The organism is Polaribacter staleyi, from assembly GCF_038024045.1.
In the GTDB taxonomy this organism is placed as follows: domain Bacteria; phylum Bacteroidota; class Bacteroidia; order Flavobacteriales; family Flavobacteriaceae; genus Polaribacter; species Polaribacter butkevichii.
Genome location: NZ_CP150665.1, coordinates 3,893,688 through 3,910,209 on the forward strand (window position 1 = coordinate 3,893,688; position 16,522 = coordinate 3,910,209).

Annotated in this window: 10 protein-coding genes; 4 read left to right on the top strand and 6 right to left on the bottom strand. The window is 31.1% G+C overall.

Annotation, left to right across the window (positions count from 1 at the left end):
- Positions 1 to 3 precede the first annotated feature (3 nt).
- The 4 genes from WHD07_RS16165 (at position 4) to WHD07_RS16180 (ending at position 5,617) form a co-directional block, all read left to right on the top strand.
- Positions 4 to 2,328: a glycoside hydrolase family 95 protein gene (locus WHD07_RS16165; protein ID WP_343329225.1), complete on the top strand. Its 2,325-nt coding sequence runs from the start codon at positions 4 to 6 to the stop codon at positions 2,326 to 2,328.
- A 298-nt stretch (positions 2,329 to 2,626) separates the two neighbouring features.
- On the top strand, positions 2,627 to 4,285 hold the full coding sequence (locus WHD07_RS16170; RefSeq protein WP_343329226.1) for a hypothetical protein: 1,659 nt from the start codon (positions 2,627 to 2,629) through the stop codon (positions 4,283 to 4,285).
- 56 nt (positions 4,286 to 4,341) lie between these two features.
- A complete protein-coding gene (locus WHD07_RS16175) occupies positions 4,342 to 5,463 on the top strand; it encodes a glycoside hydrolase family protein (RefSeq protein ID WP_343329227.1) in 1,122 nt (373 codons plus the stop codon).
- Positions 5,435 to 5,617 carry a hypothetical protein gene (locus WHD07_RS16180; protein WP_343329228.1) on the top strand — a complete coding sequence of 61 codons (183 nt, stop codon included), beginning with the start codon at positions 5,435 to 5,437 and terminating at the stop codon, positions 5,615 to 5,617. The genes WHD07_RS16175 and WHD07_RS16180 overlap by 29 nt, the downstream gene beginning before the upstream one ends.
- 35 nt (positions 5,618 to 5,652) lie before the next feature.
- Here WHD07_RS16180 and WHD07_RS16185 read toward each other — a convergent pair whose 3' ends face one another.
- The 6 genes from WHD07_RS16185 to WHD07_RS16210 form a co-directional block, all read right to left on the bottom strand.
- Positions 5,653 to 6,765, bottom strand: coding sequence for a leucine-rich repeat domain-containing protein (locus WHD07_RS16185; protein ID WP_343329229.1), 1,113 nt, complete (start codon positions 6,763 to 6,765; stop codon positions 5,653 to 5,655).
- A gap of 170 nt (positions 6,766 to 6,935) precedes the next feature.
- Positions 6,936 to 8,060 (bottom strand): alpha-L-fucosidase, encoded by a 1,125-nt coding sequence (locus WHD07_RS16190; RefSeq protein WP_343329230.1) that lies wholly within the window; start codon positions 8,058 to 8,060, stop codon positions 6,936 to 6,938.
- Positions 8,061 to 8,062: 2 nt separating this feature from the next.
- On the bottom strand, positions 8,063 to 9,589 hold the full coding sequence (locus WHD07_RS16195; protein ID WP_343329231.1) for a sulfatase-like hydrolase/transferase: 1,527 nt from the start codon (positions 9,587 to 9,589) through the stop codon (positions 8,063 to 8,065).
- Positions 9,590 to 9,751: 162 nt separating this feature from the next.
- Positions 9,752 to 10,702: a LamG-like jellyroll fold domain-containing protein gene (locus tag WHD07_RS16200; RefSeq protein WP_343329232.1), complete on the bottom strand. Its 951-nt coding sequence runs from the start codon at positions 10,700 to 10,702 to the stop codon at positions 9,752 to 9,754.
- A 97-nt stretch (positions 10,703 to 10,799) separates the two neighbouring features.
- Positions 10,800 to 12,278 carry a sulfatase gene (locus WHD07_RS16205; protein ID WP_343329233.1) on the bottom strand — a complete coding sequence of 493 codons (1,479 nt, stop codon included), beginning with the start codon at positions 12,276 to 12,278 and terminating at the stop codon, positions 10,800 to 10,802.
- A gap of 9 nt (positions 12,279 to 12,287) precedes the next feature.
- On the bottom strand, positions 12,288 to 16,388 hold the full coding sequence (locus WHD07_RS16210) for a two-component regulator propeller domain-containing protein (RefSeq protein ID WP_343329234.1): 4,101 nt from the start codon (positions 16,386 to 16,388) through the stop codon (positions 12,288 to 12,290).
- Between the last annotated feature and the right edge of the window lie 134 nt (positions 16,389 to 16,522).

Here is a 16,522-nt window from a genome sequence, read left to right on the forward strand (position 1 = left end):
ATCATGATAAAAACTAAAGTTAAATGGATCTCTAAGATTCTTTGTACAATATTTGTACTCTCTTCCTTAATTAGTTGCTTGCAAACAGATCAACAATTATCTGAAAAATCATTAAATATTTGGTTCAATCAACCAACCAATAAATGGAATGAAGGACTTCCTATTGGAAATGGAAATTTAGGAGCCATGATTTATGGTACACCTAAAAAAGAAATCATTTGTTTGAATGAAGAAACTATTTGGACAGGAGGAAAAGATTACAATAGAGATAAAAAAGATGCTGGTAAACATATTGCTGCCATACAAAAACTGCTATTCGATGAGAAATATATGGAAGCAGAGGCAATGGTGCAAGATAAAATTTTAGCAGACCGTTTGCCTGCTGGGACAGATACTTACCAAATGTTAGCTAATTTATTTATAGAGACTCCAAATTTAGATTCTATTAGCAATTATAAACGAGCGTTAGACATTAATAAATCGATTGTTACAACCAATTTTAAAAGCGATGATGTTCAGTATACCAGAACCTATTTTTCTAGTTTTCCTGATAAAGCAATGGTCTATAAATTTACGGCAGATCAAAAAGGAAAAATAAATATTTCTTCTTGGGTAAAACGTAATAAGCAAACTAAAATTACTGTATCAGAAAATAGTATTGCGTTTTCAGAACATGTAGGGAATGGTCATGGAGTAAAATTTCATGCCTTAGTTCATTTTGAAACTAAAGGAGGAATAGCAACAGTAAAAGATGGAAAATTAGTAATTACCGATGCAGATGAGGTGCAAATTAAAGTGGTTGCTGCTAGTAATTTTCGCGGATTAGATCCTGAACAAGAAAATCATAAGGCAATTAATAAAATTGTAAAAACATCTTATAATGAGTTGTTAGATAGGCATATTGCTGATTATCAGTCGTTATTTAACAGACTTTCTTTTAAATTATCAGATAGTAAAGGAGATGATTTTCCTACAGATGTACGTTTGCAAAAAGTGAAAAAAGGAGCTACCGATAATTATCTTACGCAATTGCAATATCAATTTGGACGCTATTTATTAATTAGTAGTTCTAGACCCGGTACTTTGCCTGCTAACTTACAAGGAATTTGGGCAAATGGATTTACACCACCTTGGAATTCTGATTATCATATTAACATCAATATTCAAATGAATTATTGGATGTCAGAAATGGCAAACCTTGCAGAATGTCATGAACCATTTCTGGAATATATTGGTGGTTTACGAGAAATGGGACGTATTACTGCTAAAAACACCTACAATGCAAGAGGTTTTGTAGCGCATCATACTAGTAATATTTGGCAATCTACAGCTGCTAATGGAAAGGCTAGATATGGTATGTGGCCAATGGGTGCGGGCTGGTGTGCACAACATTTATTTACACATTATGAATATACTGAGGATAAAGAATATCTTAGAAATCAGGCATATCCAATTATGAGGGAAGCTGCTTTGTTTTTTGTTGATTTTATGGTTCCAGATCCTAAAACCGGACTTTTAGTTACGGGACCGTCTATATCTCCAGAAAATAATTTTTTAACCAAAGATGGTGAAAAAGCAACTTTAAATATGGGGCCTGCTATGGATCGTGAAATTATTTTTGAATTGTTTAGAAACTGTATTGCCGCTGCAGAAATTTTAAACATTGATAAAGATTTTAGCGATATTCTTAAAAGTAAAATAAAACAAATGCCGCCACTTGAAATTGGAAAAGATGGTAGATTGTTAGAGTGGGTAGGGGAACTTAAAGAAGCGCAACCAGGACACAGACATATTTCTCATTTATATGCCTTGCATCCATCCAATCAAATTTCAAAATCTAAAACTCCAGAATTATTTGAAGCTGCTAAAAAAACAATTGAAGGAAGATTGGCTAAAGGTGGTGGACATACAGGTTGGAGTCGTGCTTGGATTATTAATTTTTATGCACGTTTATTAGAAGGTAACAAAGCGTATGAAAATATTTTAGCTTTGCAAAGAAAATCTACGTTACCAAATCTTTTAGACGTACATCCTCCTTTTCAGATTGATGGAAATTTTGGAGTAGTTTCTGGAATTACAGAAATGTTGATGCAAAGTCATAATGGAGAAGTACATGTATTACCAGCATTACCTACTGCTTGGACATCTGGAAGTATTAAAGGAATTGTAGCTAAAAAAGGTTTTGAAATTGATATGACTTGGGAGTTAGGGAAATTAAAAACCTTAGTGGTTACTTCTAAATTAGGGAACACACTAAAACTCCGTTACAATGATGATGTAAAAGAGATTGCAACTAAAAAAGGAGAAGTCTTAACATTTGATTATTAATCGCAGGACTATAGCGAAGGGTTTAATTCCCCGAGGCTTGCCTCGAAATGAAAAAACATGTTTCGGAAGCATAGCTAGTGAGGTTGTTGATTAAATCGAATAAACGTATTTTTCTCTTTTAGATTATAAAAAAAGCTGATTGAACATATTAATGTTTAATCAGCTGTTTTTATTTAAAGTAAGATGAATTGTAACATTTTAACGCCATTGTTGCTACAATGCTACCCCATTTGTTGTTAGTGTTTTAGATAAATTGCATAAAATAATCATCAACCATTAAAAACTAAACACACTAAGCATGAAAAACTTTTCTTTGTTCATTTTTTCCATTTTACTCTTTGTAAGTTGCAGTAAAACAGATTCAGACAATGAGGTAATAACCAATGTTGAGCTAAAATTTACTCAATTTGAAGCTACGCTTTCTTCAGGAAAAAAATCTATTGGAGTTATTGATGTAATGAACAAGCATATAGCATTACCAAACATTGCAGATCCTTTAGAAATTACATCGGTTTCCTATAACTATTCAGAAGACGTTTCTATTATTACCCCAAGACCAGAAACAAGAATTGGTGAATGGGAATTGATAGAAAAATTTAGACTTCATTCTGGGGATAGCTACGAAGAATACACGGTAGAAATTGTTGATTTTGAAGAGATAACATATGTAAATAAAGCAACCATAGCCCCACTTGAAAAATTTGGAAGGGTTACAAAATATCATATGTATGACTTGAATCATAATGCTGGAGCTTTAAGTAATATCAGTAATGCAGAGAAAGCTTTTGGAGAAGGTAGTGGTCAAGCCAAAATGAATGGTCTTAGAGTTCCATTATATTGTGGTGATGCCTTTGGAGGACATCCTGCAGAAGGAGAGGTAGTAGAAAGTGTTTATGCAACTCTTTTAAAATCTATAGAGAATGCTAAAGCATCTTATTCTGGTACTGAACCTTTTATGATTTTTTTAGGTTTAAAAGTGTTAACATCAGATAAAGCTGAGTATTTTCCTGATTGGGTAACAACAGAAGCACCAACGGTGCCTAATCCTGTAAAATATGCACAATTAATTGTTGATTATATTGAGTTTATGGATAAACATGGACACGAAGTAAACTATGTTGCTTTTGATAAAGAAGCTGCTAGAATGGATGTTACAGATTTTACCATAGCTGTAGACACTCTAAGAGCAAGAACTGCAAGACTTGGTTATGTAGTGCCACAAATTGTTGCTCCAGAATTCTATAAACCATTAGGTGAATCTGGATCTTTTAATGATTTATATGATATTAATGGACAAGATAGATTTGACGTATTTGGTAATCATTATTATATGAATCATCATAATGAAACGAATCATCCAAATCTAAAATTCGAGTATGAACTAGCTCAAAGTGATAAACATCGTGAAGCTTGGGCTACAGAAGCGCATTGGGATGCCCTTAGATGTAGTAATGTTTATGAAAAAGATAGAGAAATTTGGACTTCTGAACTTGCTATTGGATGTATGTTTGATTGGACTGATCTTGGATTAGATTTAGTAAGCTGGTGGGATTACCCTTTGTCTGGTGGGAATGCACCAAGACATTATATTACCAGAGCATATACTGAAGCTTTGATTGGTTCACAACCTATAAGGATGTTAGATCATGATGGAGAAGAAGTATTAAGTAGGGAGAAACTTCATAGTAGAGCCTATATAAGAGGTAATGAAGTAAATGTGTTTTTTATTAACACTGTGAGTCCATGTAAAACTTTTATACCACCTTTTTACGAAGAATATCCTGTAGGGATTTTAGATGGTTTTAAAATTGATGGAGATATAAATGTAACACAATGGGATGATGATGATCAACCTTTAGGGGAATCTTTTGTTATAGAGCCTGTAGAAGAAAATCAATTTCTTATAGATATAACAACAGGTTCATTTACACATGTTTCATTTAAGATAAAAGAATAAAAAAATACTATTTTACTTTGAACTAAATAATCTAACCTTTTTTAATTAAATCACTAATGAAAAAAATAATAGTAACCACTTTAATACTTTCAATATTTGTTGCTTCTTGTCAAAACAAAAAAAGCAAGAACCCGGAAACTAAGAAAAATGAAGTTTCTCAAAAACAAATAGAAGTTCCTACAGCAATGTCAGATCATTGGAAACTAATTGGAGAATCTGTAAATGAACCCGGTTATGATGTTTGGGGAAGCTCACCAATAAGAGATGAACAAGGAAATGTACATCTGTTTTCTGCAAGATGGTCATCAGAAACACCATTTAAAAAAGCATGGCGTTATAACAGTGAGGTTGCACATTATGTTTCTATAAGTCCAGAAGGGCCTTTTAAATTTGTTGAAGTTGTAGCACAAGGAAAAAGAGATGGTACATGGAATGCTGCAGGTTTTCATAACCCAAGTATTAAAAAGATTGATGACAAGTATGTGTTGATATTTATAGCGAATGATGGTGGAGAAATCCATGGTCCGAGTCAAAGAATAGGCATGTTGGTAAGTGAGAGTCTTAACGGTCCTTGGTTAGAAATGCCAAACAAGGATACCCCTTTGTTAAGTCCGCCAAACGATGCCTCTATTTGGTGTCATGATAGTGGTTTAGGAGTTAATAATCCTGGGCTTATAAAACATCCTAACGGAAAATATTATTTGTATTTTAAAGCGATGGCGGGACCTAAAGGAAAAGGCGCAAAAGTAAGTATGGGAGTTGCTATTTCAGAAAAGTTAGAAGGCCCCTATGTTATTCAGCCAAATCCAATTACAACCAATGAGGTTAGAATAGAAGATGGGTATGCTTTTATATGGAAAGATAAAGTTTGCTTGTTAACTACAGATAACCATGGTATTTTAGAAAAAGGAGGAGGTTTACTTTGGGTATCTGATGATGGGGTACAATTTAATGCAGAACCCTTATCGGGCTTTCACAATGCGCAAGATTTTTACTTAAATGGCAAAATACCAGAAGGAACAAATGCACGTTATGGAAATAAAGTAAAGTTTGAAAGACCACAATTGTTAATGGATGCGAACAATGAACCAGAATATCTTTATTGCCCTAGTGGAATTGCATTAGATGGTAGTGATGGTAGCAATAATTATGTACTTAAATATCAGAAATTGGAGTAAAAATGGAGTCTCTAAATTAAATGGAGTTGCTTTTAAATCTTTAGGGAATCAGCTGTATGAATTTCCGACAGTATCTGTAAAAAGAAGTATTAAGTTAATTAGATGGTTTTGTTTAGGGTTTAATAGCAATAAAAAAAAGGGAGTAACTTTATAAAAGTTACTCCCTTTTTTATGAAAAGAATATTAAAATTATTGTTTAATAACTTTAATTGAGGAAATATTTAAACCTTCATCGTTTTTAGCTTTCACAATATAAACACCTTTATTAAGGTTAGTCATATCTACACGATTAACAACTTTTTGAGAACTTACTCTAGCGCCTAAAATATTATAGATTTCTACAGAATACACCTCCTTAGATGAAAAATGTAAATAATCTACAACAGGGTTAGGGTAAGAACCTAAAGATATTTTTTCAGGAGAATTTACGCCTAGTACAGTTTTAGAAAAATCTTGCCATACCTCTGCTCCAATATAATCTGCTTCAACAGAAGCTGGGATTGATAAAGTAGCGTTTGCTGTTACATCATTAAATATAGACACATTTACATGTCCTGCATCTTTTGTAAGAGGTATAAATGTTGTGTACTCTATGTTTACTTCTGTTAAACTTGTACACCCTTTAAACATATTATAATTAGACTGATCTAATTTAGTTAAAGAAGCAGGAAAAGTTATTGATTTAAGTGATGAACAACCGTTAAAAGCACCAACAGAAATAGAATCCATAACTGGCATGTTTACTGTCTCAAGAGCAGTAGATTGCCAAAATGTTAATCCTTGACCTACACCAGCACCAAGAGTTGTTGCACTTGGAATATCTATAGATTTTAAAGATGTACAAGCTCTAAAAGATTGAACTCCAATAGAAACTACTTTAGGAATATTTACATCCGTAAGAGATTCACAGCTTCTAAAAGCTTGATTGAAAATAATCGATGAAAGAGGAGCACTTACAGAGATAAGACTTTTAGCTCCCCAAAATGATTGGTTACCAATTGTAGTTTCTCCTTCAATAACTAAAGAGGTAATTGCAGCATCTTTAAAGGCTTGATTTGCAATTAATGTAACCGCATAATCTATTCCTCCTTCAGTTACAGTAGCGGGTATTACTAAAGCATCAGGTACTGTAGCTCCATCAATAGTTCCTGTAATTGATACTGTATTTTCAGATCCCGCCTCTTCAGCGGTAGAAACTGTGTATTTAAATAATGGGCCTTCAAAAGTATCTCCTAATACAAGTTGCGCATTGGTTACCGTTATAGTTAATAAGGTAATAAATAAGAGTAATGTTTTTTTCATATTTATTTAATTTTAAAATTATTTTATATACTTATAAAATTACGCATTACGCAACAACTATTTTTTTTAAGGGTACAAAGGTTTCTGTTTATGGGTAAAGATGTTGCGTTACTGCCTAAATTCATGGTTAACTGTTAATTAGAGTATTAATGGAAAATATTGTGCATTTTTTAAGAGCTTTGTAAAACATTTTTCCAACCTCTTGTTTTTATTTCTCTACCAACTTCTCGTAGAACTTTTACATCTTCGGGATGCATTTCTCCAGAAGGAAGAGGACCCGTATTTAATAATAAATTAGCAGGGTAACTATTTGCTTTTTTCAACATATTAATGACATCTTCTTTAGTTTTATGATTGCCATCCTCTAGTTTTGTGTACCCCCAACCTTTCTTTTGTAAATGATCACAAATTTCTAAAGGTTTTGTTGGTTTTTCATTGGATTTGTATTTTCGTTCTGGTGCTAAAAAATCTTCAGTACCTAACATTCCTTGCTTGTAAGAAACTAAAACTTGTGGTTGTTTAGCATGAATCATATCGTATAATTCTTGACATTTAAAAGCATTTCTATCACCAGATGCAGGTGTTGCAAATCCATCTAACCATATACCCGCAATTGGAGAATACATTTCTAAAAGTTCATTTACTTGATTCGTCATGAATTCTACGTAAAGGTTTAAATCGTGTTCATTACCATATTTGTAAAAAGGCTCTTGTGTTTTAAATTTGGGTCTTGCAGCACCTCCCCATTTATCATTATTAGGAGCGTGTGGATGTTGCCAATCTCTACCGTGAGAGTAATAAAGAAATAATGCAATTCCTTTTTTATTACATTGTTCAGAAAGTTCTGCAATTAAATCTCTTTTTGCTGGTGAGTTTGTGCTTTTAAAATCAGTATATTTTGAATCCCACAGACAGAAACTATCATGGTGTCTTGTTGTAATGTTAATGTATTTCATACCAGCTTCTAAAGCTAAATCTGTAATAAAATCAGCATCAAATTTATCTGCAGTAAACTGGTCTTTTAGTTTTGCATATTCTGCTACATGAATTTTCTCGTTATATTGTACCCATTCATGTCTACCTAAAATAGAATATAACCCATAATGAATAAACATTCCGTAACGAGCCTCTTCAAACCATTTAATAGATGCTTTTCTGGGGTCTTTAGCATATAAATCTTTGTAATCGCTTAAGTAATTAGGCACACTACTTGTGGTAGCTCCTATATAGCTAGGTAAAATTAAAGATGCTGCTCCTGCAAATGCGGTGTATTTGATAAAATTACGTCTGTTCATTGTTAGTTATTTTTTATTATTAAAGTTAAATCTAGATCATCATCTAGTTCTTCTTGCTTTAATTGTAGCTGTTTGTAAAGTTCTTTTTTTATTTTTTTATATTTTCGATTAGATGCTAGATTGTGTATCTCCTTTGGGTCTTTAATAAGATCAAATAATTGAATTTTATTTGCTTTAGGGTAAACAATTAGTTTAAACTTATCTGATCTAATCATTCGTTGAAATTTTTTATAAGAGCCAAAAACATATTCTTCTCCTTCTTCTTTTGTGTATTCATAACCTTTAAGCAAATTATTAAAACTTTTAAATTCTACAGATTTTGGAGTTTCAATAGCAGCTAAATCACAAGTGGTAGCATAAATACTTTGCATGTACACTTTAGTGTTAACTTGTTTGCCTTTTTCTAAATTAGGACCTTTAATAATTAAAGGCATTCTTATGCTATGGTCATATTGATTTTGTTTACCCATTAAGCCATGTTGCCCCACAGCTAAACCATGATCTGAAGTAAAAATTACATAGGTATTTTTAGCTTTTCCACTATTTTCTAAAGCTTCTAAAATTCTACCTAATTGACTATCAATGTAAGTGATTGCGGCATAATATTCACTTCTATGTAACTGAACGCCTTTTTTTGTTCTAGGAAAAGGCATTATTTTTTCATCTCTAAGTGTGTATCTTTCACCTTGATCAAATGGATGTTCTTCTAAATAATTTTCGGGTATTTTTATGGATGCCGATGGATATTTATCTACAAATTCTTTAGGAGCTTGTCTTGGGTCGTGTGGTGCATTAAAAGCAACGTACATAAAAAAAGGAGAGTTAGATTTTTTTGCATCATTCATTAAATAATTGATGGCTTTATCTGTATAATGTGCTGTTGAATGCTGGTTTACGTTAGACAAGGCGCTAAGTTTTTTAACATTTTTTTCATTATAAATAATGTTTTTTACTATTGGGGTCCATTGTCCTTTTAGAGTTTTGTTCCAAGGCTGCCAATCTTTGTTGTCTGTTCTGTTATAAGCAATTTTACTAGAGCCGTTAGCATCATATGTTTCTAAATATCCTTTAATTGAAACTGAATTACCTGTATCAAAACCCTTTAATAAAGCATAGCCCGAATTGTGCCATTTACCTGTAACAAAAGTTTTGTATCCATTTTTAGACATTACTTCTGGCCATAAAGCAACTTCTATTTTGTTCTTATCTTTTTCTGAACCAGAAGGAAGATAGGCTTTGTTTTTTTTTACTCTAAATACTGTTTGTCCTGTGATTAACATAGAACGACTTGCTACACAAACAGCTCCAGACCAAGATCCTTGGTTAAAAGCATGTGTAAATGTTACACCTTCTGATACTAACTTATCAAGGTTTGGAGTTTCAATTTCTGTGTTTCCAAGAGCTTGTATAGATTCATTTGTTTGATCATCTGTTATAATGAATAAGAAGTTTGGTTTTTGGTTCTGTGCATTTGTAGTAAAGGATATTAATACCAATAAAAAGACAGTAATTTCAAAGAGATTTTTCATTTACCTTGATGTAATTTTATTATTATTTAGAAAGATATTTTTTACTCGTATAAATAAGAAATAGTAATTAAGTTGATTTTTTATGATTTTAAATATTTTTGAATAGAAAAGAGAGTGATAACTAAATCTATCACTCTCTTTTAAGAGTAATATGTAATAAAATTATTGTTTGATAGCCTTAACGGTATCTATATTTAAACCATTTTTATCTTGGCATTTAATTAAGTAAACTCCTTTAGATAAAGAACTCATGTCTATGCTTTTGTTACTAATTTTTTGAGAAGAAATTTTAGCGCCTAATATGTTGTAAATTTCTACAGAAGAAATTTTATCAGAAGAAAAAGATAAACGATCAACTACCGGATTAGGGAAGGCGTTTAAGGAAGTTTTAACGATATTATCATCAATACCAAGTACTGTTGTATCATAAATACTTTTAATAAAAGTGTCATCTGCAGCACCTGTGTAAATACGAACATCATCCATTGCACCATTAAAACCTCTATTAGAAGGAGTAGCATTGTAATCATTTCCTATTAACATAGGAGCTTCTGTTGTATCTAGAATATCACCCCAAGTAGTATTGGTTCCTTTTAATTCACCATCAAGATATACGCGAACTGCAGAATTATCTTTGTCCCAAACAACTGCAATATGATGCCAAGTATCAATTGTCATAGCGCCAAGTCCTACACCTTTTCCATTTATTTCAGTTCTAACCTTTATACCTTGATGACCAAATGTCCATTTTTTACCTTTTACATTTTCTCCCAAGCCAACAACTGCTGTTTGAGGTGTGGAAGCAATCAATTTAATCCACGCAGTCATTGTTCTACTTGCATCTCCGCTAATAGGGAAATTAGATACAGTTGATAAAAAATCTTCGCGATCAAAACCAGAAATAGCTCCATTGACAGTTCCATCCTGACCTGTTTCATAGGTAATAGAACCATTTTCATCAGTAGCGGTTAAGTTCCAGTTACCAGTTTCATCAGTAATACCGTTATCAAATTTGTAATGCGCTTCTAATGTTTGTGCACTTAAATTGTTACCAGCAATAAACAATGCAGCCATTATAAAAGCTGATTTTAAAAAAGTAGTTTTTTGTTTCATATTTACTTAATATTTAAAGAATTAGTAATTAATTTGTGTTGCTAAGTTCTTTAATTTCTAAGTGAATAATGGAGGAAAAAGTTCCAAAAAAGGGGTGTTATTGTTGCAAGTGGTTAAAATTTAAGTTTTTTTCAGTGATTTTCATTTTTTGTTGATTTTCAAACACTTCGGAGTAATCTAGGTTTTTTTTAGTAGGAATTGGAGCGTTTGTTTTTTCTCTCCAAGTTTCTAACTTTTTTAAAAGTTCATTCGCTTTGTTTGGATTTAAATCGGCTAAATTATTTTTTTCACCTAGATCATTGTCTAAGTTATAAAGTTCTAGAGCATCGTCTTCAAAATAATGATGAAGTTTCCAATTACCAGAAACAATAACAGAACCAGGTCTTGTTCTAAATAACGAATCTCTGCTACCATCATTTCCTTTGCTATATTTTTGTAAATAAATAGGAAAATGAAAAAATAAATCTCTGTTTATTAGAGCGTTTTTTTTGATGATCTCGTTTAAATCTATACCATCTAAAAGATTAGCTTTTTTTTCTGGTTGCGCTATTTGTTGCAACGTAGGATAAAAATCTAAATTAGATACAATTTGATTTGATGTTGTATTTGGTATGATATTCTCTGGCCATTTTATAATTAACGGTACTCTAATGCCTCCTTCATAATAAGAGCCTTTACCGGCTCTTAAAGGATTCTGATGAGAAATAGCACGAATACCACCATTGTCTGAAGTAAAAATAATTAACGTATTTTTTTCTAAACCTTTTGCTTTTACACTCTTTAAAAGTTTACCAATATTTTCGTCTAAAGAAGTAACCATTGCGGCATATTCTGGGTTATTTTGTCCATTACTTCCTTCTTTGTTTTTAAATTTTTCAATTAATTTTTCCTTACCCATAATTGGTGTGTGCACGGTGTAGTAGGGTAGGTATAAGAAAAAAGAGGTGTCCTTGTTTTTTTCTACAAAAGAAATGGCTTCATTGGTTAATCTATCGGTTAAATACTCTCCTTTTGGTCCGTTTTTAATAAAATCGATATTGTAGGGAGAAAAATAACCTCCTTTACCTGGATTTCCTTTGCTACTGCCACCAATATTAACATCAATACCCTGCTCTAAAGGATTGTTACCAACGTGCCATTTACCAAAACTTCCGGTAATGTACCCTGCGGATTTAAGCATTTTTGGAAGCGTATAAGTAGTATCGTTTAAATGCTCTGTATTTTTTATAGGAATTAATTTTCTAGTTTTTTTATTCCCTCTATCCGAAGGACTTACGGTAAACACACCATGTCTAGGAGTGTTTAAACCAGAAATTAAACAGGCTCTACTAGGTGCACAGTTTGCGGCACCTGCATAAGCTCTTGTAAAGGTCATTCCTTCTTTTGCAAAGGCATCAATATTGGGCGTTTCGTAATAAGAACTCCCCATTAAACCAAGATCTTTCCACCCTAAATCATCAACATTAATTAGTATAATGTTTGGTTTTTTAATCGTTTTACTTGGGGTAACTTTAGTACAACTTAAGCAAAAGAGCAGTAGAGTTGTTAAAAATATAAGTTTAGATATAGGGTGCATTTTAGTAGTTTAAGTATTGTGTCTTTTTATATATTCTGTTGGACTCATACCGTATTCTTTCTGAAAACATTTACCAAAATATTTTTGATTATTAAAACCAGTCATATAGGCTATTTCAGAAAGGTAAAGTTCGTTTTTCTTTAAAAGTTGTTCTGCACGTTTTAATCTAATTTTTTTGATAAAATTAACGGGTGTATCATTTAAAATAGTTTGTAATTTTCTATATAAATTAGCTCTACTCATACCTACTTCAGAGGCAAGAAATTCAACACTTAAAAGATTGTCATTCATAGAGTTTTCTATAATAGTTACTAGTTTTCTAATAAATTTATCATTGTTAGAATCTATCTCAATTTCAGAAGGTTCTGCAGTAATTACCTTACTGTATTGTTCTTTAAGTTGTTTTCTGCTTAATAAGGCATTTTTTACTTTCCATTTCACAAATTCTAAACTAAATGGTTTTTCTATATAATCATCTGCACCTAAACTTAAACATTCAATTTTAGTTTCTTCAGAGTTTTTAGCAGTAAGCATAAATATAGGAATCTTATTAATCTCTGGATTTTTCTTAATACGTTTAAGCATTGATATTCCGTCTTCTACCGGCATTAAAATATCACTAATTATAAGTTGTGGTTTTTCTTTTAAAATAGCATCATATCCTTTTTCTCCGTTTATAGCTTCTTTTACATAAAAGTCGTTTTGTAATTCTTCTTTTATCATTTGCCTTAAATCTGGATTATCTTCTACAATTAAAATTTTTGGTTTATTGGTTTTCGTTTTTGTTTTAGCCTCGTGAGCCAAAGAAACTTCTTCTATCACTTGAAATTCTGAGTTTTTAATAAAATTCTTTTTAAGAGGTTCAGACATTTCTAGGCGTTCATCTTTACTATATCTTTTTTTATCAATCGGAATAATAAAAGTAAATTTAGTATAGGTGTTTACTTTACTTTCTACGGTGATTTTACCGTGGTGTCTTTCTATTAGTTTTTGAACTAATTCCATACCAATACCTGTACCAGGAATATTGTTACCAGATGTTTTTGTTGCTTGGTAATATCTATTAAAAATAAAAGGTAAATCTGCTTCTGGTATACCACTACCATTATCTCTAACAAAACATTTTATATAAGTTCCTTGTTCTAAATTAAGTGTGGTTGCATTTTTATCAGTAACAGATATTAATTCTAAATTAACATTTATTTCTCCTGATTCAGCAGTATATTTAAAAGCATTAGATAGTAAATTAAAGAGTATTTTTTCTAAAATATCAACATCGTACCAACCTTTAATTTTTTGTTCTTCTGATGAAAATTCATATTTAATGTTAGACATTTTAGCAAAATCATTAAATGCTTTTTTTATAATGTCTATATCTTTAACAATATCATTTTTAGTTATTCTTAGCTTAAATTTACCTTCATCAAATTTTCTAATGTCCATAATTTGATTTATCAACCTACGCATTCTAAGGGTGTTATTGTAAATACGTTGAGAGGTTATTGGGCTTAGGGTAAAATTCTTTTCCTTTATCACTTTTTCTATAGTTCCAAAAATTAGAGAAAGCGGTGTGCGTAATTCATGAGAAATGTCTGTAAAAAAGACCATTTTCATTCTGTTGTGTTCGTTGTCTTTTTCTCTACTAATAGTTTCTTTTACTAAGTTCTTTTTTAGTCGATACCATCTTCTAATTAAAATACCGCCTATAAGAAATAAAATAATACTAATAAAAAAATAGGCAAAAAATGCTGCAGTACTTTTCCATATAGGAGGTTTAATTGTAAAGTTTAATTCTGTAGGAACTTCATTCCAAACACCATCACTATTAGAACTTTTTACTTTAAAGGTATATTTTCCGGGAGATAAATCGTTGTAATTTGCATTTCTGTTAGTTGCATTGGTGTAAATCCAATAATTATTTAGCCCTTCTAGTTTATATGCATACTCATTTTTTATTGGAGTTGTAAAGTCTAAAGAAGAAAAATTAACAACAATATTGTTTTGGTTATACGGTAAAATAATTGATTTGTTGGAGTTAATTTTAATAGCACTAGATGATTTTATAGCAGTGTTTGTTTGGTTTGCTTTTGTGGCTCCTAGAGTTGTAAAACTTGTAATTACGGTAGTTGGTGCTTTATTGTTTTTAGAAAATTTATTTGTTAAAACAGTGTAAAATCCACCTATGCATCCAAAATAAATATTGTTACCGGGTCTGTTTGAAGAACTAGATTTATATACAAACTGACTCTCTTTAATGCCATCTTCGAATCCAAAATGTCTATAGTTTTCGGTTTTTAAGTTGAAACGAATTAGCCCATTCTGAGAACTTAACCATAAGTTATTATTGTCATCTTCTTCTATTGCAGAAATAGTATTAGAGGTTAGTCCGTTAATTCTGCCATAGTGTTTAAAGTTGTTTGTGTCTTTATTATATTTATTTAATCCACCCCCTCTTGTTCCAATCCAAATATTTTCATGGCTATCTTCATGTAAGCTTAAAATAGCATTAGATGTTAAACCATTCTCAAAAGAAGGGAGATATTCCTCTATAGTTTCATTATTAAAATCAACCTTAAATAAGCCTTCCCCTCTTGTACCAATCCATAACTCATTATTTTTGGTATATAATAAACAAGATGTATGGTTTTTTGCTAGTTTTTCTGTTACTGTTTTTTTAAATTTAGATAACTCAATTTCAGAATTAACGATTTCTATACCCCCATTCCAAAGTCCAACCCAAGTTTCATTTTTATTTAGAACAGCAATGTCCATGATAAGGTTTTTAAACTTTCTGATAACTTTTACGTTTAAACTTCGTTTCATAGGTTTAAAATCTTCAGTTATGTATAGGGCATTCCCGTTTACCAATAAAAGTTTGTCTTTTTCGAAGTTCTGAGAAATAAGATTAATGTTATTAAGAGGGGTTTTTATTTTATAATATTCGTTTAATTTGGTGTTATATCTATATAAGCCATCATTCATACCAATTAAAGTGGTGTTAGGGGTGTAGTATAAAATACTTCTAACAGTAGAGCTCTCACTGCTGCTTGATGTTTCTATTTTTTTGAAATCAAAAATAGACGTTCTACCTAAATGTTTATTAATCCCTTTTAAAGAACCTATCCATAAATTTCCATTAGTATCAAAAGTTAAGTCATTAATATGATTACTTTTTAAACTACCTCTTTTGTTATCTTTTGGAAACCAACTAAATTCATAACGATTATTTTTTCTAATTGCTTTAAACAATCCACCTGTTGTACCAACCCAAACGGAGCTACTGTTAACATTTAAAGTTAATGAAGTTGAAACCGCATCAGGAGAAAAAGGTAGCATAAAGTGGTTGTATTCTTCTAGTATTTCTATTTTAAAATCAGTTTTATTGTAACCTAAAACATAAAAACCTTTTTCGGTAAGGGCTATAATTTTATTGTTTTCATAAAGTTCTATAGATTTTATGTCATGGGTGAAATTTGTTTGTATATATTCGTTTTGTTCGTTTCGTATAAGTATTCCTTTACTTGTTCCTAACCAATATCTACCAAAACTATCTTCTAAAAAAGATTCAATTTGTTTACCTATTTTAATAATATTGTTATAATTAAACTGTGTGTTATAATTAGCAGAATCAAATTCTTTACTAGGGATTATTTTTTTTAAACCTGTGTTTTGTAGGTTTGCCCAAATGTCTCCGTTATTAGCTTTTTTTAGAACCGTTACTTTTGTGTTTTTGTAGAAACCTTTAAATTTTTCTTCATTTCTATTAAAGTGAATCAAATAGCTTTCACTTCCTATCCATAGGTTTTTATTGTCATCTTCAATAATAGAATTAATACCGTTATTAGGTATCGAATTTGGATCAAAAACATCAGATTGATACGTTATTAAATTATTTCCATCATAACGATACAAACCATTGTCAGTTCCTATCCAAAGGTACCCAAAGCTGTCTACAAACAACGTATTAACTTTTTTGTCGAAAGGGATCCCTTGTGTGTTTAGTTCATGAAAATAAGTTTCACTTTGTTGCGAAAAAGTTTTTGCAGTACTTAGTGAGATAATAAATATTAAAAAACAGGTTGTTGAAAAAAGTTTATAGTTAAAAAACATATGTTTTGTTATTTATAAATTAAAAAAGTAGCATTTTATGGTAGAATATTACTTATTAGTTATAGAAATAGTTGTAAGAGAACTGAATTACAATATCTCTATTTTTTTTAACCCTTACCTTGTTTAAAGGGGTT